Origin of the sequence: Actinomadura sp. WAC 06369, from assembly GCF_003947565.1 — a bacterium.
Taxonomy (GTDB): Bacteria; Actinomycetota; Actinomycetes; order Streptosporangiales; family Streptosporangiaceae; genus Spirillospora; species Spirillospora rifamycini.
This window is the reverse complement of sequence record NZ_QHJN01000114.1, coordinates 1-25,799: the sequence shown is the minus strand read 5'-3', so window position 1 is coordinate 25,799 and position 25,799 is coordinate 1. Positions and strand designations below refer to the sequence as shown.

Sequence of the window (25,799 nt, the reverse complement as noted above, 5' to 3'; positions counted from 1 at the left end):
GGCGCCGCCCCGACCGCCGAGGGCTACCGGTGGCTGCGCGCGCAAGGCGTCCGCACCGTCGTCGACCTCCGCTCCGAGGCCCCCGGGGCGCCCGGCCCGGCCGCCCGGGCGTCCGGCATGGCGGTCGGGCGGATCCCGGTGCGGGACGGGCGGACGCCGACGCCCCAGCAGGGGCGGCGGCGCGCGCGCCGCGCCGGGCGCGGGCGGCGGCGCGGCGCCGGTGGCGGACGAGCCTGCGGCGGCGGGCGCCGTCGGCGGCGGCGCGGCGGTGCCGCAGTTCGGGCGGGATCAGGTCGTGGCGTCCGGCGATGAACTCCTGCACCCAGATCTTGCCGCGGATGAGCGGGCGGCGGATCCGCTTCTCGCGGCGGACGGCGCGCGCGAACTTGCGCGAGTCGGCGTCGTACCGCCAGCGGGACCAGGGCGAGCCCGGACGGGCGACGCGGACCGCGCCGACGAGCAGCAGCGCGGGCACGAACAGGCCGATGAGGCCCGTCCAGATCTTCCCCTTGAGCAGCGTGATCACGGCGAAGACGAGGTTGACCGCGAGGGACGCCGCGTAGAACCCGGAGATCAGCTCGACCTGGACGCCCGGGACGGACGGGAGCGGCGAGCCCTCGACGCCGAGCGGGTTGACGCCGAGCAGCAGCAGCCCGGTGACGGCGATCGCGACGAACACGGCGTCGACGGACGCGCGGCCCTTCTCCGTCCAATAGACGTCGCTGAGGTGCAGGATGAGCGCGAACTCGTCGAGGACGAGCGCCGAGCCCATGCCGAAGACGACCGCGGCGGCGAGATCGAACCCGACGCGGCCGTCCGGGACGGCGAGGCTCGCGACGCCGCCGACCAGCATGAGGACGACGCCGAAGACGACGTGGTGGATGTGGACGTCGCCCGCCTTCACGTTGCGGAACCACCAGCGGACGTTCGCCCGGATCAGCCGGACGTTCACCCGCGTGAGGACGAACGTGACGATGAACGCGACGAAGAAGCCGAACAGCGGCAGGCGGCCGGTGTCGACGATGCGTTGCTCGAACAGTTGGATCATGAGCCCCCCGTGGGCTCCATGATGCCCGGTGACTTGCACCGTTATCGTGGGAACCTGCCGATCATGGACGATCGAGGGGGGGGAACCGTGGGCGGGACCGTGGATCGCTGCGACCCCGGCGGGCGCGCCTGGATCGCCGAGGCGATCCGGCTCGTGGAGGCGGACGCGAACCGCAGCGCGGACACGCACCTGCACGTGTTCCCGCTGCCGCCCGAGTGGGGCATCGACCTGTACCTGAAGGACGAGTCGGTGCATCCGACGGGCTCGCTGAAGCACCGGCTGGCGCGGTCGCTGTTCCTGTACGGGCTGGCAAACGGGTGGATCACCCGCGACACGACGATCATCGAGGCGTCCAGCGGGTCGACGGCGGTGTCGGAGGCGTACTTCGCGCGGCTGCTGGGGCTGCCGTTCGTCGCGGTGATGCCGGCGTCGACGAGCCCGGAGAAGATCGCGCTGATCGAGTTCCACGGCGGGCGCTGCCACCTGGTGGACGAGCCGGGCGCGATCTACGACGAGTCGCGGCGGCTCGCGGCCGAGTGCGGCGGGCACTTCATGGACCAGTTCACGTTCGCCGAGCGGGCGACGGACTGGCGCGGCAACAACAACATCGCCGAGTCGATCTTCGAGCAGCTCCGGCTGGAGCGGTTCCCCGAGCCGTCCTGGGTGGTGGTGGGCGCCGGGACGGGCGGGACGTCCGCGACGATCGGCCGCTACGTCCGGTTTCGGCGGTTCCAGACGCGGCTCGCGGTGGTCGATCCGGAGGGTTCGGCGTTCTACGGCTCGTTCGAGGACCACGACCCGGGGCGGACGGCATCCGGTTCGCGCATCGAGGGCATCGGGCGCCCGCGCGTCGAGCCGTCCTTCCTGCCGACGGTGATCGACCGGATGATCCGGGTGCCGGACGCGGCGTCGATCGCGGCGATGCGGTGGACGAGCGCGGTCGGCGGGCGCAGCGTGGGCGGGTCGACGGGCACGAACATGTGGGGCGTGGCGCGGCTGGTCACCGAGATGCGGGCGCGCGGGGAGCGCGGCAGCGTCGTGACGCTGATCTGCGACGGCGGCGAGCGGTACGCGGGGACGTACGGGTCGGACACCTGGCTGCGCACGCAGGGGCTCGACATCGCGCCGTACCTGGTGGCGCTCGAGCGGTTCCTGGAGACCGGCGACCTGCCGGACGTCGGACCGGACGCGCCGGGCGGCGGCGTCACATGAGCCGGATCGGGTTCACCAGGTCGGCGTAGATCAGCAGGCCGCCCATGACGATCAGCACGATCGCCATCGCGTACGTGACGGGCAGCGCCTTGGCGACGTCCACGTAGCCGGGGTCGGGCCTGCGGAAGACCTTCGCGAAGAACTTCTTGAGCGCCTCCAGCAGGGCGCCGGCGATGTGGCCGCCGTCCAGCGGGAGCAGCGGGACGAGGTTGAACAGCCCGACCGCGAGGTTCAGCGAGCCGAGCAGCATGACGAAGTAGGAGACCTTCTCCTGTCCGGTGAGCGCGTCGGACGCGGCGATCTCGCCGCCGAACCGGCTGACCCCGACGACGCCGACCGGACCGTTCGGGTCGCGCTCCTCGCCGCCGAACGCCGCCTCCCACACGCCGACCATCTTCTGCGGCATGTTGAGCAGCGCCTCGACGGTGCGGCCGGTGAGGTCGGCCATGTGTTCGGCGACGGCGCCGGGCCCCTGGCGTTCGAGCTCGCGGGTGGGGGTGATGCCGAGGAACCCGACGGTGACGACCTTGTCCGGGTCGTCCAGGCTGGCCAGCTCGTTGCGCGCGATCGGGACGCTCACCTGCCGCGTCCGCCCGTCGCGCTCGATCGTCATCGGGACGGTCTTGTTCGCCGAGTCGCGGATCAGGAGCTGGAGCTGCTCGTAGTCCTCGATGCGGGTGCCGCCGAACGAGACGACGCGGTCGCCGGACTGGAGCCCGGCCTGCCGCGCCGGGGTGGGCGTGGCGCCCGCGGGGCAGGTGTCGACGTTCGCGGCCTGGCTCGCGGGGATGATGCAGTCGGAGACCTGGTTGATGACGGGCTTGCTCACGTACGTGCCGAGGCCCATGATCAGGATGCCGAAGAACACCACCGCGAGCAGCAGGTTCATCGCGGGGCCGCCGAACATGATCAGCAGCTTCTGCCACCAGGGCTTGGCGTAGAAGACGCGGTTCTCGTCACCGGGCCGGACCTCTTCGAGGGCCGCGCCGCGCGCCGACTCGATCAGCCCCTGCCACGGGCCGGTGCTGATCTGCCGGATCTCGCCGGGCTTGTCGCCTTTGCGGGGCGGCAGCATGCCGATCATCCGGATGTAGCCGCCGAGCGGGATCCATTTGATCCCGTACTCGGTCTCGCCCTTGTGCCGCGACCACAGCGTGGGGCCGAAGCCGACCATGAACTGGGTCGTGCGCACCTTGAACAGCTTGGCGAAGGAGAAGTGCCCCAGTTCGTGCAGCGCGATGGACGCCATCAGGCCGAAGAAAAGGATGAGTACGCCGGCCAGCCAGCCCATGCGTCACGCCCCTCCGGTCGTCCGAGCCCCGCCCGGCGGGGTGATCTCCGTGAACCAACTCAGCGTACGTCATGCGGCGGGCCGTCCGGATGCCCCGGGAATCGCCCATTCCGAAGGTCATTTTGCGTATGACGCCCAAATATGGACGAGCCGGTTGGCGAAGCCGCCGATATCCGCGCGCCCCCGGTGGCGCGCGTGATGGCGCGGCCCCGTCCGTCCGCCGGGCCCGTCCGCCGGACGCGGCGGGGCTGGTCGGTCCGGCGACGCCGCTGCTAGCCTGACGCGAAGCCGTTGATCCCGTGCGGGAGAGTCCCCGGCAGCCGGCCCGGGACGCCGAAGGAGCAAATCCTCCCCGGAACCTCTCAGGCCCACGGACCGCACGGACCAGGCGACCTCTGGAAAGCGGGGACCCCGGTCCCCCGCCGAAGGTGAAAGCCCGCCGTCCGCCGCGGGTGAAGCTCTCAGGCGCCGATGACAGAGGGGGAGGCACCGAGCCGCCCGGTGCGCGAGTGGGACGATGGACCACGTCGCGCCCGTGACGAAGGAGCCGAACCCATGTCCGCCGATCCGAACGCGAAGACTCCGAGCGCGAAGACGACGCCGCTGCACGACGTCCACACGGACCTCGGCGCGCACCTCGTCGACTTCGCCGGGTACCTGATGCCGCTGCGCTACGCGAGCGAGACGGCCGAGCACCGCGCCGTCCGCACCGGCGCGGGGCTGTTCGACCTGTCCCACATGGGGGAGATCTTCCTCTCCGGGCCGGGCGCCGGGGAGGCGCTCGACCACGCGCTCGTCGGCAACCTGTCGCCGATGAAGGTCGGCAAGGCCCGCTACACGATGATCTGCGCCCCCGACGGCGGCGTGCTCGACGACCTGATCGTGTACCGGCTCGCGGACGAGACGTGGATGGTGGTCGCGAACGCCGCGAACGCGGACGTCGTCCACGACGCCCTCGCCGAGCGGGCGCGCGGGTTCGACGCGGCCGTCGAGGACCGCTCGGCCGCCTACGGGCTCGTCGCGCTGCAGGGCCCGAACGCGCAGGAGACCCTCGCGCGCTTCACCGGCGCCCCGCTCGACGGCCTCGCGTACTACTCCGTGCTCGCCGACCGGGTCGCCGGCATCGACGTGCTCGTCGCCCGCACCGGCTACACCGGCGAGGACGGCTTCGAGCTGTTTGTCGACGCGGGCGACGCCGTCCGGCTGTGGCGGGAGCTCGCGGCCGCGGACGGCGTCGTCCCGTGCGGCCTCGCGGCCCGCGACAGCCTCCGGCTGGAGGCGGGGATGCCGCTGTACGGCAACGAGCTGACGGCCGAGACCACCCCGTTCGAAGCCGGGCTGGGCCGTGTCGTCAAACTGGACAAGCCCGTCGACTTCGTCGGGAAGTCCGCCCTGGCGGCGCAGGCGCAGACCCCCGCGGGCCGTAGGCTCGTGGGACTGGTGGCGCGGGGGCGTCGCGCGCCCCGCAAGGGGTATGCGGTCGTCACGTCCGACGGCGCTCCGTGCGGCGTCGTGACGAGCGGCGCGCCGTCGCCCACACTGGGCAAGCCGATCGCCATGGCGTACCTCGACACCGGTGTCGAGGAGTCCGGGCTGGCCGTGGACGTCCGCGGCCGGGCCGAACCGGTCGACGTGGTCGCCCTGCCGTTCTACAAGCGTTCCTGAAAGAGAGAGCAACAACGTGAGCGTTCCGGAGCAGCTCCGCTACAGCGAAGAGCACGAGTGGGTGGCAGGTCTCGACGACAGCGGGCAGGCGCCCGAGGACGGCATCGTCACGGTCGGGATCACGGCCCACGCCGCCGAGGCCCTCGGGGAGATCGTCTACCTCGAGCTGCAGCCGTCCGAGGGCGACACCGTCGAGGCGGGCGAGCCCTGCGGCGAGGTGGAGTCGACCAAGTCGGTCAGCGACCTGTACTCCCCGGTCACCGGCGAGATCACCGCGATCAACACCGGCGTCGCGGACGAGCCCAGCGTGATCAACGACGACCCGTACGGGGAGGGCTGGATCTTCAAGGTGCGCATCTCCGAGGCGCCCGGCGACCTGCTCGACGCGGCCGCCTACGGCAAGCTCATCGAGGAGGCGTGAGCGTGTCCTCCTCCCTGTACGCCTCGCTGGCCGAGGCCGACCCGCAGGTCGCCGAGGCCGTCGGCGCCGAGCTGCGGCGCCAGCAGTCGACGCTGGAGATGATCGCGTCGGAGAACTTCGCGCCGACGTCGGTGCTGGAGGCGCAGGGCTCGGTCCTGACGAACAAGTACGCCGAGGGCTACCCGGGCCGCCGCTACTACGGCGGCTGCGAGTACGTGGACGTCACCGAGCAGCTCGCGATCGACCGCGCCACGGAGCTGTTCGGCGCCGAGCACGCGAACGTCCAGCCGCACAGCGGCGCGCAGGCCAACACGGCCGTGTACTTCGCGCTGCTGCAGCACGGCGACACGATCCTCGGGCTGGACCTCGCGCACGGCGGGCACCTCACCCACGGGATGCGGCTGAACTACTCCGGCAAGGTGCTGAACGTGGTGCCCTACCACGTGCGCGCGGAGGACGGCCGGGTCGACATGGACGAGGTCGCCGCGCTCGCGGCCGAGCACCGGCCGAAGATGATCGTGGCCGGCTGGTCGGCGTACCCGCGGCAGCTCGACTTCGCGGCGTTCCGGGAGATCGCCGACTCGGTCGGGGCGCTGCTCATGGTCGACATGGCGCACTTCGCGGGGCTCGTCGCGGCGGGCCTGCACCCCTCGCCCGTCCCGCACGCGGACATCGTCACCACGACGACGCACAAGACGCTGGGCGGGCCGCGCGGCGGGCTGATCCTGTCCCGCGAGGAGTACGGCAAGAAGATCAACTCGGCGGTGTTCCCGGGCATGCAGGGCGGGCCGCTGGAGCACGTGATCGCCGCGAAGGCGGTGGCGCTGAAGATCGCCGGGTCGGACGAGTTCCGCGCGCGGCAGTCGCGCACCGTCGAGGGCGCGAAGATCCTGGCCGAGCGGCTCCTCGCCGAGGACTCGGCGAAGGCCGGGGTGAAGGTGCTGACCGGCGGCACCGACGTCCACCTGGTCCTGGTCGACCTCGTGGACTCGGAGCTGACCGGGCGGGACGCCGAGGACCGCCTCCACGACATCGGGATCACCGTCAACCGGAACGCCGTCCCGAACGACCCGCGCCCGCCGATGGTGACGTCCGGGCTGCGGATCGGCACCCCGGCGCTGGCCACCCGCGGGTTCACGACGGAGGACTTCGCCGAGGTCGCCGACGTGATCGCGCTGGCGCTCCAGCCGTCGTTCGACCGGGACGCGCTGGCCGCGCGGGTGAAGACCCTCGCGGACCGGCACCCGCTGTACCCGAACCTCTAGATCGCCGCTCCCCTCCGCCCGGGCGCCGGGCGGAGGGGAGCGCGGGGGCATCCATGGCCATCAGCGTTTTCGACCTGTTCAAGATCGGTATCGGTCCTTCGTCCTCGCACACCGGCGGCCCGATGGCGGCCGCGCACCGGTTCGCCCGCGGCCTGGACCGGGACGGGCTGCTGGAGAAGACGGCGTCCGTCCGGGCCGTCCTGTACGGGTCCCTCGGGCTGACGGGCAAGGGGCACGGCAGCGACAAGGCCGTGATCCTCGGCCTGGGGGGCGACAAGCCCGAGACCGTGGACGTCGACACGGCCGACGAGCGCGTCGCGGACGTCCGGGCCCGCGGGAGGCTGCGGCTGTTCGGCGCCCGGGACGTCCCGTTCGAGGTCGGCGAGCACCTGGTGTTCGAGCGGAAGGAATCGCTGCCGGGGCACCCGAACGGCATGCGGTTCACCGCGTTCGACGACGCGGGGAACGAACTGCGCGCGAAGGTGTACTACTCGGTCGGCGGCGGGTTCGTCGTGGACGAGAACGCGGCCGGCGCCGACCGCATCAAGCCGGACGACACCGTCCTGCCGCACCGCTTCGACACGGCCGCCGAGCTGCTGGAGCGCTGCGCGGACACGGGCCTGTCGGTCTCGGGGCTCATGCTGGAGAACGAGCGCGCGTTCGGCCGCTCGACCGCCGAGATCCGCGCGGGCCTCCTGGACCTCTGGCGGGTCATGCGGGCGTGCGTCGACCGCGGCTGCGACAGCGAGGGCCTGCTGCCCGGCGGCCTGAAGGTCCGCCGCCGCGCACCCCAGCTGCACCGGCAGCTCATGGCGGAGAAGCCCGCCGACCCCCTGCACGCGATGGACTGGGTGACGCTGTTCGCGCTGGCCGTCAACGAGGAAAACGCGGCGGGCGGCCGGATCGTCACCGCCCCGACGAACGGGGCCGCGGGCATCGTCCCGGCCGTCCTGCACTACTACGACCGCTTCGTCCCCGGACGGGACGACGACGGGATCGTCCGCTTCCTGCTGGCCGCCGGGGCGATGGGCGTGCTGTTCAAGCAGAACGCGTCCATCTCCGGCGCGGAGGTGGGCTGCCAGGGGGAGGTCGGGTCGGCCTGCTCGATGGCGGCGGCCGGCCTCACCGAGGTCTTCGGCGGGACGCCCGCGCAGGTGGAGAACGCGGCCGAGATCGGCATCGAGCACAACCTCGGGCTGACGTGCGACCCGGTGGGCGGGCTCGTCCAGGTGCCGTGCATCGAGCGGAACGCCGTCGGCGCCGTCAAGGCGATCAGCGCGGCCCGCATCGCCCTCCGCGGCGACGGCCGCCACTTCGTCACGCTCGACAAGGCGATCAAGACCATGCGCGACACCGGCCGCGACATGCTCGACAAGTACAAGGAGACGAGCCGAGGCGGCCTGGCCGTCAACGTCATCGAATGCTGACGCTGAGTCTCAGGCTGCGCGGTATTTGCGCTGATCGGCCGGACCACCCGAACGACCCGAGCGGCACCGCCACCGACGCCACGCCCACGATCGAGGAGGCCGCCGACCTCGTCTTCGAGATGCGCGAAGCGCTGTTCGCGAGGCTTGCGCGGGCCGGCGGACGCGGCGAGCACCGGGCGCTGCTCGGGGAGGTCATCAACGAGGACGCCCTGCTGCGCGACCGGCTGGGGGAAGGTGTGCTCACTCGCCCGACCTCGTGGGGATCGACGCGGCGCTCCGCCGCGGGCGGGTGCCGGGGCAGGTGAAGGCCCAGGGGGCGCGGTGGAAATGGGAAGTGCCGCGCCCCCCGGGCCGGCGGGCCGCTCAGTGGAAGGGGCCCCTGCCGTGATCCGTGTGTTCCCTCCGTACGTCGTAGAGCCCCTCTGCGGAGCCGCCCGTGCGTGGGTGGTGGGACAAGCGCGCCTCCTCTTGCTCTCGACGTCAGGTTCTGTATTCGGACATTAGTCGCATATCCGACACCAGCGGCCCAACGGCGTTCCAAAGCGTCGTCAAGGCTTCAGACGACGGTCGTCGGTTCGTCCTTCGGCACCAGGCGCAGCCGGACGACCGTCGGCACCGTCTCGCGCTCGAGCGCGGCGCACAGGCGGGGGACGCCCTCCTCCTGGATGCGGCGGCGCAGGTCGGCGGCGTCCGCGCGGTGCCCGTAGGCGACGCTGAGGTGCAGCTCGGGCTCGCGGGACGAGCCGAGCAGCCGGGCGCGGACCCGGCGGACGCCCGGGTACTCCTCGATCTCCCGCTCCAGCGCCCCGGTGACGGCCTTCGCCGACAGGCGCGTCCGGCCGCCGTCGGGGTCCGGCTCCATCGCGAGTTCGGGGACGCGGCGGGTGCGGACCTGCCCGACCAGCCAGAGGACGCCCACGAGGGCGAGGACGACGGCGGCGGCCGCGATCGCGGGCCAGAACCACGCGTTGTCCTCGGCGAACCGCCGGACGTCCGAGGACAGCACCCGCGCGGACGGGTCGGCGAACAGGCCGGCGCCGCGGGCGAGGCCCGCCCCGCCGGCGGCGAGCAGGACGGCGCCCAGCACGATGAGGCCGGTGCGGTTCGTGCGGGCGGGGTGCCGGTCCATCAGTCCCCCTCGGCCCGGAGGCGGACCTTGACCGCGCGGGGCGGGAACGGCCGGAGCCGGTCGAGCCGCTCCTGGACGGACGAAGCGACGCCCTGCCCGAGGCCCTCGGGATCGTGCACGGGCGTTTCGGCGCGCACCTTCACCGTGCGGCGGCCGAGCTTCACCTTGCGGACGCGCGAGACGCCGGGGGCGTCCTCGGCGGCGGCAGCGGCGGCGCGCTTCAGCCCGCGCCGGTTCACGCCCATCATCACGTCCGGGTCGTCGCCCTGCAGCGGCACCATGCGGGTGCGGCCGGGCAGCAGCCCGGCGAGGACGAAGAGCAGGCCCAGCGCGGCGAGCGCGGCGGTGATGCCGAGGACCTTCGGGTCGTCCCAGGCGGCGTCCGAGACCCGTTCGTACGGGATGAGGTGCCAGGGCCGGTCGAGCAGGCCGGTGATCACCTCGATGGCGGTGAGGACGGCGGCGGCGGTCAGCAGGACCGCGGCGAGCGTCGCGACCCGGACGCGCCGGGACCGGAACGCGTGCCGGGCGGCCCGGTCGGCCTCGCGGGCCCGGACGGCCCGGTCGGCGTGCCCGGTACGGGGCGGGCGGACGTGCCCCGCGTGCGTCGTCATCGGACCGTCCTCTCGCGCGCGGCCGGGTGCTCCAGTTCGGCGACGTCCACGTCCACCTGCCGGACGGTCAGCCCGGTCAGCCGCTCGACCCGTTCGCGCACGGTGTCGCGGACGCGGCGGGCCGTCTCCCGCACCGGCATCGGGTAGGTCACCGACAGCGCGACCCGCGCGGTGACGATGTGGCCGTCCACCCGGACCTCGGTGCGGGCGGTGCGGCGCCCGGGGACGGGCACGCCGAGCAGCGAGCGGCCGAGCCCGCCGGACTCCTCGACCTCGCCGGCGGCGCGGGCCGCGATGCGCGCGACGGCCCGGTCGCTGATCCGCGTCTCGCCCCGTGCGTCCGGCGGCGCGGCCCGCCGGGCGCCGGGCGGCGCGGTCATCGCGGCCGCTTCCCGGTGTTCAGCGTGAACAGCTGCCGGATGTCCAGCTCGCCCTCGATGGCGCGGCCCACCAGGAAGCCGAACGCGCCGAGCAGCAGCACGATGAAGAACGCGCCGAAGCCGCCGAACGCGCCCGCGAACCCGAGCGCGATGCCGAACGCCAGGCCGACCAGCGGCCACAGCAGTCTCATGTCCATCCGGATCTCCCCCTCAGCTCGCCGCGTCGGCGAGGTCTCCGATCAGCACGTCGACCGCGCGCCCCTCGCACAGCGGGCGGACGAGCCCGCGGACGTCCTCGGCGACCAGCGGCAGCGGCCGCCCGTACCGGGCGACGATCCCGACCTCGACCACGCCGGCGCGGACGGCGACGCCCGCGAACGGGGCGCCCGGCCGGTAGGTCGCGACGCGGCCGTGCGGGCCGGCCGTCAGCGCCACGACGTCCGCGCACGACAGCACCCGTTCGGCGATGCGCTCGGCGAGGGCCTCGGCCGGCGACGGCTCGACCGGCGGCGCCGCCGGTCCCGCGGCGGGGGCCGAGCCCGCACCGGGGGCCGGCCCGGTCTGCCGCGGCACCGCGGACCGCTCCGGCGCGTTCGTCCAAGTGATCATCGGACCCGCGGCTCCTCGGGCTGCTGCTGCTCGTCCTCCTCGGCGAGGTGCACGTCGTCGACGGCGATGTTCACCTCGACGACCTCCAGCCCGCACATGTGCTCGATCTCGTTGCTGACGTTGCGGCGGACCGCGTTCGCCAGGTCCGGGATGGAGACGCCGTACTCGACGACGACATCGATGTCCACGGCGGCCTGCCGCTCCCCGACCTGCACCTGCACGCCCTGCGTGGTGTCGCTCGACATGCCGGGCATCCGTTCGCGCATCGAGCCGATCGTGCGGCTCATCCCGGCGCCCATCGCGTACACGCCGCCGACCTGCCGGGCGGCCATCGACGCGATCTTGGCGACCACCACGTCGGCGATCGTCGTCTTCCCGCCCTGCGTGACCAGTTCGCTGCGGTCCCCCGATTCGGGCCGCCGCGACTGCTGCTGCGGCGGCTTGTGCATCGTCCCGGTCGTGCCCTGGCCGGTCCGCCCGTCGTCCTGACTCACGACGTCCCCCCAATGCGTCGGTAACGTCAGGGTGATGCTCGCCACCGCCGAAGCAAAACCGAAAAAATGGACAAAGCCCAGGTCAACGCGCTTTTGCGGGGATGCGAAGGGGCCGGTGGCGCCCACCGGCCCTCGCACGGGAACGCCTCCGCCGAGCCGCCTACCCCTTGAACATCGCGCGCATCTTGCGCGCGGCGTCGCCCGGTTTCGGCGCCGCGCCCTTGCGGCGCTGCCCGGCGTCCCGCGCGGGCGCCCGCTCGCCGCCCTCGGCCGCGGCGTCGCGGGCCCCCTCGCCCTGGGTCCTGCGCTCGGTCTTGTCGCTCACGTCACCCACGACAACTCCCCCGATGTCGTTGCACTGACGAACCTTCGTCCCAGTGGTACCCCGAGTCGCGCCCGTTCTACCCGGCGGCCTGCGCGCGCTCCGGGTAGAAGCGCACCTCGGGGCGTCCGATCTGCCCGTAATGAGGGCGGCGCGCGGCCAGCCCGTTGTCGGCGAGGTACTCCAGGTAGCGGCGGGCGGTGACGCGGGAGACGCCGGTCAGGTCGGCGACGGCCGCGGCCGACAGCCCGTCCGCGGCGCCGGACAGCGCCGCGCTGACCCGCTCCAGCGTGTCGCCGCTCATCCCCTTCGGCAGCGCCGGCTGCCCCGGGGCGCGGAGCGCGGCGAGCATCCCGTCCACGTCGGCCTGCCCCGCGACCTCCCCGTCCCGCGCCGTCTGGTCGCGGAACCGCGCGTACCGTTCGAGCCGCTCCCGCAGCGACGCGAACGTGAACGGCTTCAGCAGGTACTGGACGATCCCGGACGACACCGCCGACCGGATGACGGTCAGGTCCCGCGCGGACGTGACGGCGATGACGTCCACGTCGCGGCCCTCGGCCCGCAGCGCCCGGCACACGGTGAGGCCGTGCGTGTCGGGCAGGTAGAAGTCCAGCAGGACGACGTCGACGGGCTCGCGGCGGCAGAACCGCAGGGCGTCCGCGCCCGAGTGGACGACCCCCGCCACCTCGAACCCGGGGACCCGCTCGACGTAGACGCGGTGCGCCTCCGCCGCGACGCGCTCGTCCTCCACCACCAGCACCCGGATCGCCGCGCCGCCGTTCGTGCCGCCCGGACCGCCGTTCGCTCCGCTCATCGCACCGTCTCCTCCGTCCGTTCGCGGACCGGCAGCCGGACGGCGAACTCCGCCCCCGACTCCCCGCGGCCCTCTTCCGTGCCCGCCTCGGCGCTCCGCACCTCGACGGTCCCGCCGTTGCGGCGCACCGCCTGCCCGACGAGCGCGAGGCCGAGGCCGTGCCCCACCGCGTCGTCGCCGGCGTCCTTGGTCGTCCAGCCGCGCCGGAACAGGTCCGGGACGGCCGCCGGGTCGACGCCCGGCCCGCTGTCGGCGACCGTCAGCAGCAGCGCGTCCGGCGCGGACCGCACGGTGACCGTCACCCGGGGCGGCCGCCGGCCGGCCCCGGCGACCGCCGCGTCCACCGCGTTGTCGATCAGGTTGCCGAGGATCGTGACGAGGTCGCGCGGCTCGACGCCGCCCGCCGGGCCGTCGAGCGCCGAGTCGGCGCCCAGGTCGAGCTCGACGCCGCGTTCGGCGGCCTCGGCGGACTTGCCGAGCAGCAGCGCCGCCAGCACCGGCTCGCTCACCGCGCCGACGACCCGGTCGGTGAGCCGCTGCGCCGCCGCGAGCTCCGACGTCGCGAACTCCACGGCCTGCTCCGGACGGCCGAGTTCCACCAGCGACACCACCGTGTGCAGGCGGTTCGCCGCTTCGTGCGCCTGCGACCGCAGCGACTCGGCGAACCCGCGCACGGTGTCCAGCTCGCCGGTGAGGCCCTGCAGCTCGGTGTGGTCCCGCAGCGTCACGACGTTCCCCATCGCGCGGTCCCCGGACCGGACGGGCGAGGTGTTCACGACCAGGACCCGCGTGTCCCCCACGTGGATCTCGTCCGAGCGCGGCGCGGGCGACACGAGCGCCGCGGTCAGCGCGTCCGGCAGCCCGAGGTCGGCGGCGGGGCGGCCGCGCGCCCGCCCGGCCGGCGGCAGCCCGAGCAGGTCGCGGGCCGCGTCGTTGTACAGCACGACCCGCCCGGCCCGGTCGGTCAGCAGCAGCCCCTCCCGGACGGCGTGCAGGATCGCCTCGTAGTAGTCGAACATCTCGCGCAGCTCGCGGGGCGCGGCGCCGCGCGTCTGGCGGCGCAGCCGGGCGGAGATCAGGTAGCTGCCGGCGATCCCGACGCCCAGCACCGCGACGGCGACGAGGGCGAGCGACACGAGCCGCTCCTCGAACTCCGCGGAGATCTCCCGGACGGTGATGCCGACCGCGACCAGCGCCACCACGCGGCCCCGCTCACCGGACGCGGCGTCGCCGAACACGGGCGCGACCGTCCGGACGGACGGGCCGAGGGTGCCGGTGTAGGTCTCGCTGAACGTGCGCCCCGCGAGGGCGGGGGCGGTGGTGCCGATGAACCGGCCGCCGATCCGCGCGGGCTCCGGGTGGGTGTAGCGGGTGCCGTCCGGCGCCATGATCGTGATGAAGTCGATGCCGGTGTCGTGCCTGATCAGCTCGGTGTAGGGCTGCAGGACGGACGTCGGGTCGGGCCCGTCGAGCGCGGCCCGCAGGTTCGGGGAGTCGGCGATGCTCTCGGCGACGGCCGTGACGGTCTGCTCGGCGCGGTCGTGCGCCGCGCGGCGGGCGTCCAGTCCGGCCAGGGCGGTGCCGACGACGACGAGCAGCCCGACGACGACGGCCTGCAGCACGAGCAGCCGCCGCGCCAGGCTCCAGCGTCCGTAGGACGCCGCTGCCAGCGCCTTCACCTTCCGCAAACCTCCGGTGCCCGACACGTGAACGAAATGTACACAAACGTGACTGGGGTCACAGGCCGCGCGCATAGTGTGCCCGCCGGATTGAGCAGAGGAGACAGAACTGTGACCGCCACTCCCACCCCAGCGGGCCGCAAGCGCAAGGACCGCATGCACTACCTGTATCTCGCGGTCATCGCGGCCGTGATCGCCGGCGTGGCCGTCGGGATCGCCGCGCCGGACTTCGCGCTCGAACTGAAGCCGATCGGCGAGGGCTTCGTCAAACTGATCAAGATGATGATCGCGCCGGTCATCTTCTGCACGATCGTGCTCGGGGTCGGCTCGGTCGCCCGCGCGGCCAGCGTCGGCAAGGTCGGCGTCATCACGATCGGCTACTTCCTGCTGATGTCGACGTTCGCGCTGACGATCGGCCTGGTCGTCGGCAACATGCTGCACCCGGGCGAGAACATGCACCTCGACCCGTCGAGCGTGTCGTCGGCGCACGAGCAGGCCGAGGGCGGCGAGGGCACCGTCGACTTCCTGCTCGGGATCATCCCCGACACGCTCGTGTCGGCGCTGACCACGGGCGAGGTCCTGCAGACGCTCCTGGTCGCGCTGCTGGTCGGGTTCGCGCTGCAGCAGCTCGGCCCGGCGGGCGCCCCCATCCTGCGCGGCATCGAGCACCTCCAGAAGCTCGTCTTCCGCGTGCTGTCCATGATCATGTGGGCGGCGCCGGTCGGCGCGTTCGGCGCGATCGCGGCGGTCGTCGGCTCCAGCGGCTGGGACGCGCTGCGCAGCCTCGCCGTCATCATGGTCGGCTTCTACATCACGTGCGTCGTGTTCGTCTTCGTGATCCTCGGCGCCGTGCTGTGGGCGGTCGCCCGGATCAACGTGTTCACGCTGCTGCGCTACCTCGCCCGCGAGTTCCTGCTGATCCTGTCGACGTCCTCCTCGGAGTCGGCGCTGCCCCGCCTCATCGCGAAGATGGAGCACCTCGGGATCAGCCGCCCGGTCGTCGGCATCACCGTCCCGACCGGCTACTCGTTCAACCTCGACGGCACCGCCATCTACCTGACGATGGCGACGCTGTTCATCGCGTCCGCGCAGGACCAGCCGCTGTCGGTCGGCGAGCAGATCCCGCTGCTGCTCTTCATGATCATCGCTTCGAAGGGCGCCGCGGGCGTCACCGGCGCCGGGCTCGCCACCCTCGCCGGCGGGCTCCAGTCGCACAAGCCCGAGCTGGTGGACGGCGTCGGCTTCATCGTCGGCATCGACCGCTTCATGTCGGAGGCCCGCGCCCTCACCAACTTCGCGGGCAACGCCGTCGCGACCGTCGTCATCGGCATCTGGACCCGCGAGTTCGACCGGGACAAGGCCCGCCGCGTCCTCGCCGGGGAGGACCCGTTCGACGAGGCCACGATGCTGGACGACCACCACGGCGGCGGCCCCGACCGTCCGGCCGACGCGGACGGCGGCACGGACGGCGGCACGGACGGCGGCGCGGACGGGCGCGGGGGCGAGCCGGAGCCGGCGGCGGTCGGCACCGCCAAGCCCTGACCCGGGTCCCGCCCGCCGGGGTGCGGCGGGCTCCGGAGCAAGCGGCGCGGCCGGGCCCGCGGGACGCGCGTCCCGCGGGCCCGGCCGCGCCTCAGGCCGTCTCCAGGCGCGGGCGGCGCCGGTCGGGGCGGGGGAACGCCAGCCGGAACCGGATCACGGCGGGCAGGTCGGGCAGGCCGACCGCGCGCCGGTACCGCTCCACCGGCCCGGCGCCCAGCTCCCCGTACACCTCGCCCAGCACGGCGTCGCCCGCGCACACCACCGTCATCCGCAGCCGCGGCCGGTGCACGCTGCCGGTCAGCCGGATCCGCACGTCCGTGACGCCCGGCAGGCTCCGCGCGTCCCGGTCGAGGTCGCCCGCGGCCTCCAGCGCGCGGTCGCGGGTGCGGGCGTCCAGGTCGGGCCGCCACTGCTGGACGGCCGACCGGAGCTGCATGATCAGCCACAGCTGGCCGCTCAGCGCCGCGGCCTCCGCGAGGCCGGTCAGCACCGGCAGGAACCAGAGGCTCTCGGTGGCGAACGCCACCAGCGCCGGATGGAAGGGCGGCGCGTCCGCCAGGCCGAAGGCGCCGCGCCCGAAGGCGAGCGCCGCGGCGCCGCAGCCCGCCAGGGCGGCCCCGGTCGCCGTGATCGCGATCCGCATGCGTCCCCCTCAGCCCCGGCGGTAGCCGACGCGGACGTCGACCGGCGGCCGCCGCATCGGCTCGATCGCGGCCAGCCGCTCCGCCACGGCGTCCGCCACGAGGTCGGCCAGGTTGGCGGGATTGTGGTACGGCGTCGCGACCCGCACGACGATGCGCCGCCGCAGCGCGCCGGGGACGCGGACGCGGGCGCGTTCGATCCCGGGCACTGCCAGGGCCGCGTCCGCGACCGTCCGCCGCAGGTCGCCGCGGCCGAGCCCGCCGGCGAGCCGCGCGTCCGTCCCGGCCAGCGGGACGGCCCGCAGCCGCCCCGGCAGCCCGGCGAGGACGAGCGCGAGCCCGAGCGCGGCGGTCGCGGCGGCCCCGGCGGTGACGGCCGGGTCGCGCCACGGGAGCCGGTGCAGGGCGTCCACGACGCGGTCCGCGCCGGGGATCGGGTGCACGCCGGAGCCGAGCGCCGCCGCCAGCAGCTCGACGGCGGCGACGCCGCCGAGCGCGGTGAGCAGCAGCGCCGCCGTCAGCCCGGCGAGCGCCCGCTGCGGCCGGAACTCGCGGACCGCCAGCCGCCGCGCCCGCCTCTCGTTCCGCTCGTCCCGAATCAGGTCTTTGACCAGCGTCTCGGTCACAGCCACCCCCGTGAGCCACGTCGGACGTCGTTGCCCATCGTGACCGAAAAGCACGGAGAGTGAAACGCGCCATGCCGACATTTGCGCACGTCAGCGCAAGATCGCGGGGTGCGGGCCGCGCGCGGGCGGGCGGGCCGTCAGCGGAAGATGACCGTCCGGTCGCCGTTGAGCAGGACGCGGTGCTCGGAGTGCCACCGGACGGCGCGGGCGAGCGCCAGGCACTCGACGTCGCGGCCTACGGCGACGAGCTCCTCGGGGCTGTGGGTGTGGTCGACCCGCGCGACCTCCTGCTCGATGATCGGGCCCTCGTCCAGGTCGGCGGTGACGTAGTGCGCGGTCGCGCCGATCACCTTGACGCCGCGCGCGTGCGCCTGGTGGTAGGGGCGGGCGCCCTTGAAGCTCGGCAGGAACGAGTGGTGGATGTTGATGATCTGCCCGGGGAGCTTGGCGCAGAAGTCGTCGGAGAGGATCTGCATGTAGCGGGCGAGGACGACCAGGTCGGCGCGGTAGTGCTCGACCAGCGCGAGGATCTCGGCCTCCTGCGCGGGCTTGCCGCCGGACCCGGCCGGCAGGTGGTGGTAGTCGATCCCGTACGACTGGGTGAGCGGGCGCAGGTCGGGGTGGTTGGACGCGACCGCGACGACGTCGATGTCCAGCAGCCCGGAGCGGTGCCGGTACAGCAGGTCGTTCAGGCAGTGCCCGCCCTTCGACACCATGATCAGGACGCGCGGCCGCTCCGCGAGGTCGTGCAGCTTCCAGTCCAGGCCCAGCTCGGGCACCAGCGACGCGAACGCGCCGCGCAGCTCGTCGGGGTCGGTGTCGGCGAGGGCGGCGAACTGGACCCGCATGAAGAACGTGCCGGTCTCGGGGTCGCCGAACTGCTGGCTCTCCAGGATGTTGCACCCGCGCTCGGCGAGGAGCCCGGAGACCGCGGCGACGATTCCGGGACGGTCGGGGCACGACAGGGTCAGAACGTATTGCTTCACGATTTTTCTTTCTCGCCGCGGTCTGTGGTGTTCGGGGACGCCCGGGGGCCGGGCTCCCCCGAGCTTACGCGCCGGCCCCCGCCCCAAGACGCCATTCCCGCCGGTGGGAGGCGTGTCAGCCCGGGCGGGGCGAGCGGCCGCCCGCGCCGCCCGCGCCGGCCGCGCCGGCGGCGTCCGCCTTGACTACCAGTAAGTAGTTTATTGCCGTCCTTTGGGGTTACGTTGCCTGCCATGCGGCGAATCCTGCTCGTGGCGGCGGCGGTGTCCCTTCTCCTGGCGGGCTGCTCGGACGGCGGAGGCGGCGGCGAGCCCGGCAAGGGCGGGCGCCCGGCGAAGGTGGACGGCGTCCCGACCGAGACGGGCACGCACAAGCAGAAACTGAAGGTCGACGCGTTCGGCCACCGCGAGTACCTGCTGCACGTCCCGCCGCAGGTCGCCGACGGCGAGTGGGAGGACGGCCGGCCCGCCGAGCCGCCCGCGCTCGTCCTGGCCCTGCACGGCGGGCTCTCGACCATGGACCGGGCCGAGAAGCGGACCGGCTTCAGCGAGCTGTCGGACGAGCACGGCTTCCTCGTCGCCTACCCGAACGGGTTCATGACGACGTGGAACGCGGGCGACTGCTGCGGCGCCGCGAAGATCGGCGATATCGACGACGTCGAGTTCCTGTCGGAGCTGATCGGCAAGCTGACCGGGGCGGGGCTCGCCGACCCGGACCGGGTGTACGTGACCGGGTTCTCCAACGGCGCCGGGATGGCCTACGAGTTCGCGTGCCGGGAGCCGGGCAAGGTCGCGGCGATCGGCCCCGTGGAGGGGGCGCTCGTCACCGACTGCTCGCCGGCGGAGCCGGTGTCGGCGATGATCGTGCACGGCACCGCGGACGCGAACGTCCCGTTCGACGGCGGCGGGGACCGCGACTTCAACGACAAGCGGCCGTTCCCGCCGGTGTCGGAGGCCGTCGACTTCTGGCGGAAGCGGGCCGGGCTCCCCGGGCTGGAGAAGGACATCCCGGGCCTCGGCGAGAACGGGAGTTGCAAGAGCACCGGCAAGGGGGCGAAGGGCGTCGCGGTGGCGCTGTGCACGATCGCCGGCGGGAAGCACGAGTGGCCGTCCGGGGCGAGCGAGCGGCTGTGGGAGTTCTTCGCGGACCATCCGCGCGCGGGCTGACCGGCGCCCCGACCCCGATGTGAAGGGTTTTCACATTTGCCGCCGGATATGGCAGTGTGGGCCCCATGAACCTCCGGGACCGCTACGACACCGCGACGGCCGGGTTCGAGGCGCCGTTCGCCGTCGTCGACCTCGCGGCCTTCCGCGCCAACGCCGCCGACCTCGTCCGCCGCGCCGCCGGGAAACCGATCCGGGTGGCGAGCAAGTCGGTCCGCTGCCGCGCCCTCCTGGAGGACGTCCTCGCCACGGACGGCTTCGCCGGCGTCATGGCGTTCACCCTGCCCGAGGCGCTGTGGCTCGCCGCCGAGGGCGTCAGCGACGACATCCTCGTCGCCTACCCCACCGCCGACCGCGCCGCGCTCGCCGAACTCGCCGCGAGCGACGCCGCCCGTGCCGTCACGCTCATGGTCGACTGCCCCGAGCACCTCGACATGATCGAGCGCGCCGCCGGAGACCGCCGCATCCGCGTCTGCATCGACATCGACGCGTCGTACCGCCCGCTCGGCGGGCGGGTCCGGATCGGCGCGCTGCGCTCCCCGCTGCGCACCGCCGCCGACGTCGGCGCCTTCGCCGAGGAGATCCTCAAGCGCCCCGCCCTCGACCTCGTGGGGCTCATGGCCTACGAGTCGCAGATCGCGGGAGTCGGCGACCTGCCGCCCGGACGTCCCGCGCGCGCCCGCGTCATCCGCGCCATGCAGCAGCGGTCCCGGCTGGAGCTCGCGCGGCGGCGCGCGGCGATCGTCCGGGCCGTCCGGAACCTGACCGACCTGGAGTTCGTCAACGGCGGCGGCACCGGCAGCGTCGAGAAGACCGTCGCCGAGCGCGCCGTCACCGAGGTCGCCGCCGGGTCCGGGCTCTACCACCCGCACCTGTTCGACCAGTACTCCAACTTCGCCGGACGGCCCGCCGCGCTGTTCGCGCTCCCCGTGGTGCGGCGCCCCGGGCCCGGCGTCGTGACCGTCCTCGGCGGCGGCTACCTCGCGTCCGGTCCCGGCGACGCGATCCGGCTGCCCGTCCCCTACCTGCCGACCGGCCTCGCCTACGACTCCAACGAGGGCGCCGGGGAGGTGCAGACGCCGCTGCTCGGGTCCGCCGCCGACCGGCTCGGGATCGGCGACCGCGTCTGGTTCCGGCACACCAAGGCGGGCGAGCTGTGCGAGCGGTTCGACGCCGTCCACCTCGTCGACGGCGACCGGTTCGTCCGGACCGTCCCGACCTATCGGGGCGAGGGCCGCACGTTCCTCTGAGGAGCGGTTAGGTTGGCGGGTATGAGCGACGCACCCGTCATCAGTGTGCGCGGCGAGGCGGTGCTGGAGGTCGAGCCCGAGATCGCCCGGCTGTCGGTGCACGTCCAGTCGCAGGAGAGCGACCGCCGCAGGGCGCTCGACCGGCTCGGCGAGCGCAACGACCGCTGCCTGGAGCTGATCCGCTCCTACGGCGACGCGGTCGAGCGGCTCGAGACCGGCGGGCTGTCGATCACCCCGGTGCTCAGGCACCGGCGCCGCGAGGGCGACGTCCGCGCCTACCAGGGCACCGTCTGGATCAAGCCCGTCATCGCCGACTTCGGCGTCCTCGGCGAGCTCGTCGCCCGCCTCGGCGACCTCGAACGCACCTACGTCCACGGCCCCGACTGGGACCTGCGGCGCGACAGCGAGGTGTACGCCCGCGCCGCGCGGCAGGCCGCGCAGGAGGCCGTGGCTCGCGCCCGCAGCTACGCCGGCGCCCTCGGCGCCCGGCTCACCGGCCTGCTCGAACTGTCCGACGAGGGCCTCGGCCGCGCCGACGCCGGCGGCCCGGTGCCGGTCCGGCTGGCCGCCGCGTACGGCGCCGCCGAGTCCGCCGCCGAACCCGAGCCGATCGACCTCGAACCCGCGCGGCAGACCGTCCGCGCCGCCGTCGAGGCCCGCTTCACCGCCACCGCCCCCGACCTGGACGCGTGACCGCGTGAAGATCGCCATCATCGGCGCCGGCAGCGGCTACATGCCGGGCGTCGTCCGGGGCGTGCTGCACCGCGCCGACGACCTCGCCGGCACCGAGCTCGCCTGCCACGACATCGACGCCGCCCACCTGGACGTCATGACGCGCCTCGCCCGCGCCATGTTCGCCGCGCGCGGCGCGTCCCTCACCGTCACCGCGCACACCGACCTCAAGGCGGCCCTCGACGGCGCCTCCTACGTGTTCACCACGTTCCGCCCCGGCGGGCTCGCGGCCCGGCACCTGGACGAGTCGATCCCGCTGAAGCACGGCGTGGTCGGGCAGGAGACGGCGGGGCCCGGCGGGTTCCTGATGGCCCTGCGCTCCGTGCCCGTCCTCCTGGAGATCGCCGCCGCCGCGCCCCCGGACGCGTGGATCGTCAACTACACGAACCCCACCAACGTCGTCACCGACGCCGTCGCCCGCACCACCGGCGCCCGCATCATCGGGCTCTGCGACCAGTTCGCCGGCGACACCGAGATGTGGGCCGGGCTCCTCGGCCTCCCCGCCGACCGGCTCGACGCCGACTGGATCGGGCTGAACCACGCGACGTGGGCGTCGCGCGTCCGGCTCGACGGCGCCGAACTCGACCTGCCGCGCCTCCTCGACGGCCTCGACGTCCCGGGCGGCGGCGCCACCCCGTGGCGCGACCCGTCCCGGATGGCCGAACTCGCGAAGACCCTCGGCTTCCTGCCGAACTCCTACGCGAAGTACTACTTCTTCCACGACGACGTCGTCCGCGAACTCCGCGCCAAGGGCACCACCCGGGCGCAGGACATCCTCGCGATGCTCCCCGCCTACTACGAGCGGGTCGACGCCGAGTCCCGCGCGCCCGACCCCGACCCGTCCCGGGAGCGCGGCGGCGGCGAGCACGGCGAGTTCGCCGTCGACGTCATCTGCGCCCTGCACCGCGACGAGAACCGCCGCATGATCGTCAACACCCGCAACGGCGGCGCCGTGTCGTCCCTCGACGACGACGCGATCGTCGAGGCGCCCGCGATCGTCGGCCGCTCCGGGCCCGTCCCGCTCACGATGGGCGCGCTGCCCGCGCCCGTCCGGGGGCTCACGCAGGCGATCCACGCCTACGAGCGCCTCGCGTCCGACGCGGCCGTCACCGGCGACCGCCGCACCGCCCTGCAGGCGCTCATGGCGCACCCGTTCGTCCGGTCCAAGCACACGGCCGAGCGGATCCTCGACGAGGGCCTCGCCGCCCACCGCGCGCACCTCCCGCAGTTCGCCTGACGAACGGCGAAGGCGCCGGCCCGCGGGTGCGGACCGGCGCCTCGGGAGGTCGGGGAGGTCAGCGGCGCTTGCGGCTCCGGCGCCACAGGACGAGCGCGGTCAGCGCGACCGCCGCGCCGACCCCGGCCAGCACGACGCGCTGATCGAGCCGCCCCGGTTCGCCGTCCTCGCCCTCGGCCGGGCGGACGAGCGACCCCATCGCCTGCGCGACGATCTGGGCCTCCTCCTTCAGCCGCTCGGTCCCCCGCTGGGCGACGTGCTTCGGGTTGAGCCGCTCCGCGAGCTCGTCGATGTTGCGCGCGAGTTCCTCGCGGGTGCGCTCGATCTCCCGCTCCACTGCCTCCGGGTCGCGGCCCCTGTCAGCCATGCCGTGTGTCCTCACCATGTCGGTCGACGCATGATCCGAACAGTCTTGCAGGTCTCGCCCGCGAACGCCCGACACACCCACCCGGTACGGTTGAAGGCATTTCCCGAGCGAAAGGCGGAACACGTGTCCGAGCGGCTGCAGCCGGGGGATCCCGCCCCCGATTTCGAGCTTCCCGACGCCGACGGGAACCCGGTGTCGCTGGCGTCGCTGCGCGGCAAGCGCGTGATCCTGTACTTCTACCCCGCCGCGATGACGCCCGGCTGCACCAAGGAGTCCGTCGACTTCCAGGGCAGCCTCGACGCGCTGGAGCCCGCCGGCGTCGCCGTCGTCGGCATCTCCCCCGACAAGCCCGCCAAGCTGGCGAAGTTCCGCGAGAAGGAGGGCCTGACGTTCCCGCTGCTCTCCGACCCGGAGAACGAGGTGCTGAAGGCGTACGCCGCCTACGGGGAGAAGAAGCTGTACGGCAAGGTCGTCGTCGGGGTGATCCGCTCCACGTTCGTCATCGACCCCGAAGGCAAGATCGAGAAGGCGTACTACAACGTGAAGGCGACCGGCCACGTCGAGCGCCTCCGCCGCGACCTCGCGGTCTGACCCCCGGACGGCTCCGGGCTAGGCCGCCGCGTACGCGAACAGCAGTCCGAGCCAGAGCCAGCCGACGATGATCGTCGCGCGCTGCACCAGGCCGGCGCGCGCCGAGTCGGTCTCCCACGCGTGCCCGAAGGCCCCGAACCCGGCGGTGAAGAGCACGGCCGTCACGCCCGAGTACCACCGCCAGGCGGGGTCGGGCACGGCGAACGCCGCGACGGCGGCCGCGACCGGCAGGGAACCGAAGACCACCACCCCGGCGTGGTCGTGCAGCCGGTGGCGCAGCGACGTCTCCGCCGGCGTCCCGTCCGGGGCCCCCGGCGGATAGCCGCGCATGGCGTCCATGGGGAACACGCCGGACGCCACGAGCGAGGCGCCGAACACCGCGATCGCGCCCGCGAGGACGGCGCTGTCCAGCGGCCCCGCGACGGCGACCCCTCCCGCGGTGATCAGCGCGCCGCACACCGCGAAGTTCGCGGTCTGCACCCACCCGCGCGGGCCCAGGGCCAGCGCGCTGACCGGATGCCGCACCGGCCGGTAGCCCGGCCGCGTCCAGCCGTCCAGCAGGAACACCGCGACGAACCCCCACGCGCCGGCCGCGCCCGCCCACAGCAGCGCGGTCACGGGCGGCGTCCCCGAGTCGAACGGCCGATCTGTTTTCCGTCCATGGTGTCGAATTTTAGGCCGATCGGCCTAAAATCCAACCATGAGTCCGAAAAACGAGCCGTCCGGGCGGAAACGGCGGTCGTTCATCGAGGAGGCCCGGCGGGCGCAGATCGTCGAGGCGGCGGCCCTGGTCGTCGCGGAGGCCGGGTACGCGAACGCCTCGCTCTCCCGGATCGCCGAGCGGGCCGGCATCAGCAAGAGCGTGATCACCTACCACTTCAGCGGCAAGGACGACCTCCTCCGCACGGTGGTGACGGGCTTCTTCGACCGGGTGTGGACGCACATGGAGGCCCGGATCTCGGCCGAGCCCACCGCGCTCGGCCAGGTGCGGGCCTGGATCGGCGCCCAGCTCGAGTACTTCGCGGCGCACCGCACCGAGTTCCTCGCCATGATCGAGATCGTCGCGGGGCACCGGACGGCGGACGGCGCCCCCGCCTTCGCCGCCGAGACGGCCGAGGAGGTCGACGGGCTCGCCGAGATCCTCGCCCGCGGGCAGCGCGACGGCGAGTTCCGCGCGTTCGAGCCGCGCACCGTCGCGAACATCATCCTGCGCTGCGCCGACGGCGTCCTCGGCTCCTGGGCGGACGACGGCGCCGTCGACCTGCCCGCGCAGTCCGCCGCGCTGCTCGACTTCATCGACCACGCCGTCCGGAGCGGACCGTGACCGGCGGGGCGGGGGACGCGCCCGGGACGCTCACGCTGCGGCCGCCGCGGCACCGGGTCGAGCGCCGCGCCGTCGCCTGGTGGATGCTCCAGTCGCTCGTCCTGACCGGGCCGCTCCTCGCCGGGGCGGTCACCGCGTACGCCCTCTGGACGCCCGCGCGCCCCTGGCTCGCCGTCCTGATCGCGGGCGCGGCGGCCCTCCTGCTCGCCGGGGTGCTCGTCGAACCGCTGTGGCGGTACCGGGTGCACCGCTGGGAGACCACCGACGACGCCGTCTACGCCCTGACCGGCTGGCTGGTCCGCGAATGGCGCGTCGCGCCGCTCTCCCGCGTGCAGACCGTGGACGCCGTCCAGGGCCCGCTCGAACAGCTGCTCGGGCTCTCGACGCTGCGCGTCACCACGGCCTCGTCGCGCGGCGCCGTCGACATCGGCGGCCTCGACCGGGAGACCGCCGCCCGCACCGCCGAACGGCTGTCGCGGATCGCGCAGGCCACCCCCGGGGACGCGACGTGACCCCGCCCGCGCCGCCCGCCGGCTGGCGGCGGCTGCACGTCCGGGTGACGTGGGTCGACCTCGCGCGGAGCCTGCTGTCGCTGCTCCCCGCCGTCCTCTCCGTCTCCGTGTTCGGCGTCGACCCCGGGTCGGGCGGGACGTGGCCGCTGTTCGGCATCGCCGCGGTCGGCGTGATCCGCGCCGCCGCCGACGCGCTGCGCTGGACGTTCACCCGCTACCGGATCACCCCGACGCACGTCGAGCTCCGCACCGGCGCGCTCCGGCGCGTGCACCGCTCGATCCGCCGCGACCGGATCCGCAGCGTCGACACCGAGGCCCGGCTCCGGCACCGGCTCGCCGGCCTGCGCGTGGTCAAGATCGGCGCGGGGCAGCAGGCGGCCGCCGGCGAGTCCGCGCTGGCGCTCGACGCGGTCTCCCCCGCCGACGCCCGCGCCCTCCGCCGCCTGCTCCTCCCCGCGAC

The 25,799-nt window shown here is 73.9% G+C and carries 31 protein-coding genes and 2 riboswitches; of the genes, 16 read left to right on the top strand and 15 right to left on the bottom strand.

From position 1 onward, the window contains the following. Positions 1-33: 33 nt before the first annotated feature. Both DMH08_RS42850 and DMH08_RS26940 read left to right on the top strand, forming a co-directional pair. Entirely contained in the window at positions 34-312 is a 279-nt protein-coding gene (locus DMH08_RS42850) for a fused DSP-PTPase phosphatase/NAD kinase-like protein (RefSeq protein WP_442778653.1), read from the top strand. Positions 313-1,111: 799 nt separating this feature from the next. Further along, positions 1,112-2,260, top strand: a complete 1,149-nt coding sequence (locus DMH08_RS26940; RefSeq protein WP_125618536.1) for a PLP-dependent cysteine synthase family protein — start codon at positions 1,112-1,114, stop codon at positions 2,258-2,260. Here the strand turns inward: DMH08_RS26940 and DMH08_RS26935 are convergent. After that, positions 2,253-3,551 carry a M50 family metallopeptidase gene (locus DMH08_RS26935; protein WP_125618534.1) on the bottom strand — a complete coding sequence of 433 codons (1,299 nt, stop codon included), beginning with the start codon at positions 3,549-3,551 and terminating at the stop codon, positions 2,253-2,255. The genes DMH08_RS26940 and DMH08_RS26935 overlap by 8 nt on opposite strands. Positions 3,552-3,843: 292 nt before the next feature. Next, positions 3,844-3,939: riboswitch (glycine riboswitch) on the top strand. 4 nt (positions 3,940-3,943) lie between these two features. Further along, positions 3,944-4,032, top strand: a riboswitch (glycine riboswitch). 74 nt (positions 4,033-4,106) lie between these two features. Between DMH08_RS26935 and gcvT the strand changes: the two genes are divergently transcribed. From gcvT to DMH08_RS26910, 5 genes are read left to right on the top strand one after another with little or no spacing between them, the layout of a single operon-like run. After that, positions 4,107-5,216, top strand: a complete 1,110-nt coding sequence (gene gcvT / locus DMH08_RS26930; RefSeq protein WP_125618532.1) for a glycine cleavage system aminomethyltransferase GcvT — start codon at positions 4,107-4,109, stop codon at positions 5,214-5,216. Between the two features lie 16 nt (positions 5,217-5,232). Beyond that, on the top strand, positions 5,233-5,637 hold the full coding sequence (gcvH, locus tag DMH08_RS26925; RefSeq protein ID WP_026401066.1) for a glycine cleavage system protein GcvH: 405 nt from the start codon (positions 5,233-5,235) through the stop codon (positions 5,635-5,637). 2 nt (positions 5,638-5,639) lie between these two features. Beyond that, entirely contained in the window at positions 5,640-6,902 is a 1,263-nt protein-coding gene (glyA, locus tag DMH08_RS26920) for a serine hydroxymethyltransferase (protein ID WP_425248239.1), read from the top strand. 53 nt (positions 6,903-6,955) lie between these two features. Next, positions 6,956-8,329 carry an L-serine ammonia-lyase gene (locus DMH08_RS26915; protein ID WP_125618530.1) on the top strand — a complete coding sequence of 458 codons (1,374 nt, stop codon included), beginning with the start codon at positions 6,956-6,958 and terminating at the stop codon, positions 8,327-8,329. After that, positions 8,323-8,634, top strand: a complete 312-nt coding sequence (locus DMH08_RS26910; RefSeq protein ID WP_125618528.1) for a hypothetical protein — start codon at positions 8,323-8,325, stop codon at positions 8,632-8,634. The genes DMH08_RS26915 and DMH08_RS26910 overlap by 7 nt, the downstream gene beginning before the upstream one ends. Positions 8,635-8,885: 251 nt before the next feature. Here DMH08_RS26910 and DMH08_RS26900 read toward each other — a convergent pair whose 3' ends face one another. The 9 genes from DMH08_RS26900 to DMH08_RS26865 form a co-directional block, all read right to left on the bottom strand. Further along, entirely contained in the window at positions 8,886-9,458 is a 573-nt protein-coding gene (locus tag DMH08_RS26900) for a hypothetical protein (protein WP_026401070.1), read from the bottom strand. Further along, positions 9,458-10,072: a DUF6286 domain-containing protein gene (locus DMH08_RS26895; RefSeq protein WP_125618524.1), complete on the bottom strand. Its 615-nt coding sequence runs from the start codon at positions 10,070-10,072 to the stop codon at positions 9,458-9,460. Before DMH08_RS26895 ends, DMH08_RS26900 begins: the two co-directional genes overlap by 1 nt. After that, positions 10,069-10,452: an Asp23/Gls24 family envelope stress response protein gene (locus DMH08_RS26890; RefSeq protein WP_125618522.1), complete on the bottom strand. Its 384-nt coding sequence runs from the start codon at positions 10,450-10,452 to the stop codon at positions 10,069-10,071. The genes DMH08_RS26895 and DMH08_RS26890 overlap by 4 nt, the downstream gene beginning before the upstream one ends. Continuing rightward, complete coding sequence (locus tag DMH08_RS26885) at positions 10,449-10,649, bottom strand: hypothetical protein (RefSeq protein WP_425248240.1); 201 nt, start codon at positions 10,647-10,649, stop codon at positions 10,449-10,451. Before DMH08_RS26885 ends, DMH08_RS26890 begins: the two co-directional genes overlap by 4 nt. Before the next feature lie 13 nt (positions 10,650-10,662). After that, positions 10,663-11,061 carry a hypothetical protein gene (locus DMH08_RS41905; protein WP_233617833.1) on the bottom strand — a complete coding sequence of 133 codons (399 nt, stop codon included), beginning with the start codon at positions 11,059-11,061 and terminating at the stop codon, positions 10,663-10,665. After that, positions 11,058-11,555, bottom strand: coding sequence for an Asp23/Gls24 family envelope stress response protein (locus DMH08_RS26875; protein WP_442778652.1), 498 nt, complete (start codon positions 11,553-11,555; stop codon positions 11,058-11,060). Before DMH08_RS26875 ends, DMH08_RS41905 begins: the two co-directional genes overlap by 4 nt. Positions 11,556-11,715: 160 nt before the next feature. After that, positions 11,716-11,880 (bottom strand): hypothetical protein, encoded by a 165-nt coding sequence (locus DMH08_RS40365; protein WP_158642404.1) that lies wholly within the window; start codon positions 11,878-11,880, stop codon positions 11,716-11,718. A 76-nt stretch (positions 11,881-11,956) separates the two neighbouring features. Continuing rightward, complete coding sequence (locus tag DMH08_RS26870; RefSeq protein WP_125618521.1) at positions 11,957-12,691, bottom strand: response regulator; 735 nt, start codon at positions 12,689-12,691, stop codon at positions 11,957-11,959. Beyond that, on the bottom strand, positions 12,688-14,370 hold the full coding sequence (locus DMH08_RS26865; protein WP_233617832.1) for a sensor histidine kinase: 1,683 nt from the start codon (positions 14,368-14,370) through the stop codon (positions 12,688-12,690). Before DMH08_RS26865 ends, DMH08_RS26870 begins: the two co-directional genes overlap by 4 nt. Positions 14,371-14,481: 111 nt before the next feature. Here DMH08_RS26865 and DMH08_RS26860 point away from each other — a divergent pair, with 111 nt between their 5' ends. Then, the gene (locus DMH08_RS26860) at positions 14,482-15,912 is read left to right on the top strand and encodes a cation:dicarboxylate symporter family transporter (protein WP_233617831.1); all 1,431 of its coding nucleotides are present in this window, start codon (positions 14,482-14,484) and stop codon (positions 15,910-15,912) included. 91 nt (positions 15,913-16,003) lie between these two features. Here DMH08_RS26860 and DMH08_RS26855 read toward each other — a convergent pair whose 3' ends face one another. From DMH08_RS26855 to purU, 3 genes are all read right to left on the bottom strand, one after another. Beyond that, the gene (locus DMH08_RS26855) at positions 16,004-16,555 is read right to left on the bottom strand and encodes a hypothetical protein (RefSeq protein ID WP_125618516.1); all 552 of its coding nucleotides are present in this window, start codon (positions 16,553-16,555) and stop codon (positions 16,004-16,006) included. A gap of 9 nt (positions 16,556-16,564) precedes the next feature. Continuing rightward, a complete protein-coding gene (locus DMH08_RS26850) occupies positions 16,565-17,179 on the bottom strand; it encodes a DUF6286 domain-containing protein (protein ID WP_051300653.1) in 615 nt (204 codons plus the stop codon). A 137-nt stretch (positions 17,180-17,316) separates the two neighbouring features. After that, entirely contained in the window at positions 17,317-18,165 is an 849-nt protein-coding gene (gene purU, locus DMH08_RS26845) for a formyltetrahydrofolate deformylase (protein WP_442778651.1), read from the bottom strand. Positions 18,166-18,396: 231 nt separating this feature from the next. Between purU and DMH08_RS26840 the strand changes: the two genes are divergently transcribed. From DMH08_RS26840 to DMH08_RS26825, 4 genes are all read left to right on the top strand, one after another. Then, the gene (locus DMH08_RS26840) at positions 18,397-19,329 is read left to right on the top strand and encodes an alpha/beta hydrolase family esterase (protein ID WP_125618514.1); all 933 of its coding nucleotides are present in this window, start codon (positions 18,397-18,399) and stop codon (positions 19,327-19,329) included. A gap of 65 nt (positions 19,330-19,394) precedes the next feature. Continuing rightward, positions 19,395-20,576, top strand: a complete 1,182-nt coding sequence (locus tag DMH08_RS26835) for an amino acid deaminase/aldolase (RefSeq protein ID WP_125618512.1) — start codon at positions 19,395-19,397, stop codon at positions 20,574-20,576. Between the two features lie 21 nt (positions 20,577-20,597). Beyond that, positions 20,598-21,269: an SIMPL domain-containing protein gene (locus tag DMH08_RS26830; protein WP_026402530.1), complete on the top strand. Its 672-nt coding sequence runs from the start codon at positions 20,598-20,600 to the stop codon at positions 21,267-21,269. A 4-nt stretch (positions 21,270-21,273) separates the two neighbouring features. Next, positions 21,274-22,545 (top strand): family 4 glycosyl hydrolase, encoded by a 1,272-nt coding sequence (locus DMH08_RS26825; protein ID WP_026402529.1) that lies wholly within the window; start codon positions 21,274-21,276, stop codon positions 22,543-22,545. Positions 22,546-22,603: 58 nt separating this feature from the next. Here the strand turns inward: DMH08_RS26825 and DMH08_RS26820 are convergent, their stop codons facing one another. Then, complete coding sequence (locus DMH08_RS26820) at positions 22,604-22,912, bottom strand: DUF3618 domain-containing protein (protein ID WP_026402528.1); 309 nt, start codon at positions 22,910-22,912, stop codon at positions 22,604-22,606. 123 nt (positions 22,913-23,035) lie between these two features. Between DMH08_RS26820 and bcp the strand changes: the two genes are divergently transcribed. Beyond that, positions 23,036-23,503: a thioredoxin-dependent thiol peroxidase gene (gene bcp / locus DMH08_RS26815; RefSeq protein ID WP_199748029.1), complete on the top strand. Its 468-nt coding sequence runs from the start codon at positions 23,036-23,038 to the stop codon at positions 23,501-23,503. A gap of 18 nt (positions 23,504-23,521) precedes the next feature. Here bcp and DMH08_RS26810 read toward each other — a convergent pair whose 3' ends face one another. Continuing rightward, on the bottom strand, positions 23,522-24,121 hold the full coding sequence (locus DMH08_RS26810) for a DUF998 domain-containing protein (protein WP_125618508.1): 600 nt from the start codon (positions 24,119-24,121) through the stop codon (positions 23,522-23,524). Between the two features lie 82 nt (positions 24,122-24,203). Here DMH08_RS26810 and DMH08_RS26805 point away from each other — a divergent pair, with 82 nt between their 5' ends. The 3 genes from DMH08_RS26805 to DMH08_RS26795 all read left to right on the top strand — a co-directional run. After that, positions 24,204-24,827, top strand: coding sequence for a TetR/AcrR family transcriptional regulator (locus DMH08_RS26805; RefSeq protein ID WP_125618506.1), 624 nt, complete (start codon positions 24,204-24,206; stop codon positions 24,825-24,827). Then, the gene (locus DMH08_RS26800; protein ID WP_233617830.1) at positions 24,824-25,339 is read left to right on the top strand and encodes a PH domain-containing protein; all 516 of its coding nucleotides are present in this window, start codon (positions 24,824-24,826) and stop codon (positions 25,337-25,339) included. The genes DMH08_RS26805 and DMH08_RS26800 overlap by 4 nt, the downstream gene beginning before the upstream one ends. Continuing rightward, on the top strand, positions 25,336-25,799 hold a 464-nt coding region (locus DMH08_RS26795), incomplete at its 3' end, for a PH domain-containing protein (protein ID WP_199748028.1). The genes DMH08_RS26800 and DMH08_RS26795, both read left to right, overlap by 4 nt.

Bases quoted from the DNA above. Each gene is read 5' to 3' on its own strand.
- DMH08_RS26895 (WP_125618524.1), bottom strand. From the start codon at position 10,072: ATGACGACGCACGCGGGGCACGTCCGCCCGCCCCGTACCGGGCACGCC.
- DMH08_RS26915 (WP_125618530.1), top strand. From the start codon at position 6,956: ATGGCCATCAGCGTTTTCGACCTGTTCAAGATCGGTATCGGTCCTTCG.
- DMH08_RS26835 (WP_125618512.1), top strand. From the start codon at position 19,395: ATGAACCTCCGGGACCGCTACGACACCGCGACGGCCGGGTTCGAGGCG.
- DMH08_RS26840 (WP_125618514.1), top strand. From the start codon at position 18,397: ATGCGGCGAATCCTGCTCGTGGCGGCGGCGGTGTCCCTTCTCCTGGCG.
- DMH08_RS26805 (WP_125618506.1), top strand. From the start codon at position 24,204: ATGAGTCCGAAAAACGAGCCGTCCGGGCGGAAACGGCGGTCGTTCATC.
- DMH08_RS26885 (WP_425248240.1), bottom strand. From the start codon at position 10,649: ATGGACATGAGACTGCTGTGGCCGCTGGTCGGCCTGGCGTTCGGCATC.
- DMH08_RS41905 (WP_233617833.1), bottom strand. From the start codon at position 11,061: ATGATCACTTGGACGAACGCGCCGGAGCGGTCCGCGGTGCCGCGGCAG.
- DMH08_RS26830 (WP_026402530.1), top strand. From the start codon at position 20,598: ATGAGCGACGCACCCGTCATCAGTGTGCGCGGCGAGGCGGTGCTGGAG.
- DMH08_RS26870 (WP_125618521.1), bottom strand. From the start codon at position 12,691: ATGAGCGGAGCGAACGGCGGTCCGGGCGGCACGAACGGCGGCGCGGCG.
- DMH08_RS26820 (WP_026402528.1), bottom strand. From the start codon at position 22,912: ATGGCTGACAGGGGCCGCGACCCGGAGGCAGTGGAGCGGGAGATCGAG.
- gcvT (WP_125618532.1), top strand. From the start codon at position 4,107: ATGTCCGCCGATCCGAACGCGAAGACTCCGAGCGCGAAGACGACGCCG.
- DMH08_RS26900 (WP_026401070.1), bottom strand. From the start codon at position 9,458: ATGGACCGGCACCCCGCCCGCACGAACCGCACCGGCCTCATCGTGCTG.
- DMH08_RS26890 (WP_125618522.1), bottom strand. From the start codon at position 10,452: ATGACCGCGCCGCCCGGCGCCCGGCGGGCCGCGCCGCCGGACGCACGG.
- DMH08_RS26940 (WP_125618536.1), top strand. From the start codon at position 1,112: ATGGACGATCGAGGGGGGGGAACCGTGGGCGGGACCGTGGATCGCTGC.
- DMH08_RS26910 (WP_125618528.1), top strand. From the start codon at position 8,323: ATGCTGACGCTGAGTCTCAGGCTGCGCGGTATTTGCGCTGATCGGCCG.
- DMH08_RS26855 (WP_125618516.1), bottom strand. From the start codon at position 16,555: ATGCGGATCGCGATCACGGCGACCGGGGCCGCCCTGGCGGGCTGCGGC.
- DMH08_RS26935 (WP_125618534.1), bottom strand. From the start codon at position 3,551: ATGGGCTGGCTGGCCGGCGTACTCATCCTTTTCTTCGGCCTGATGGCG.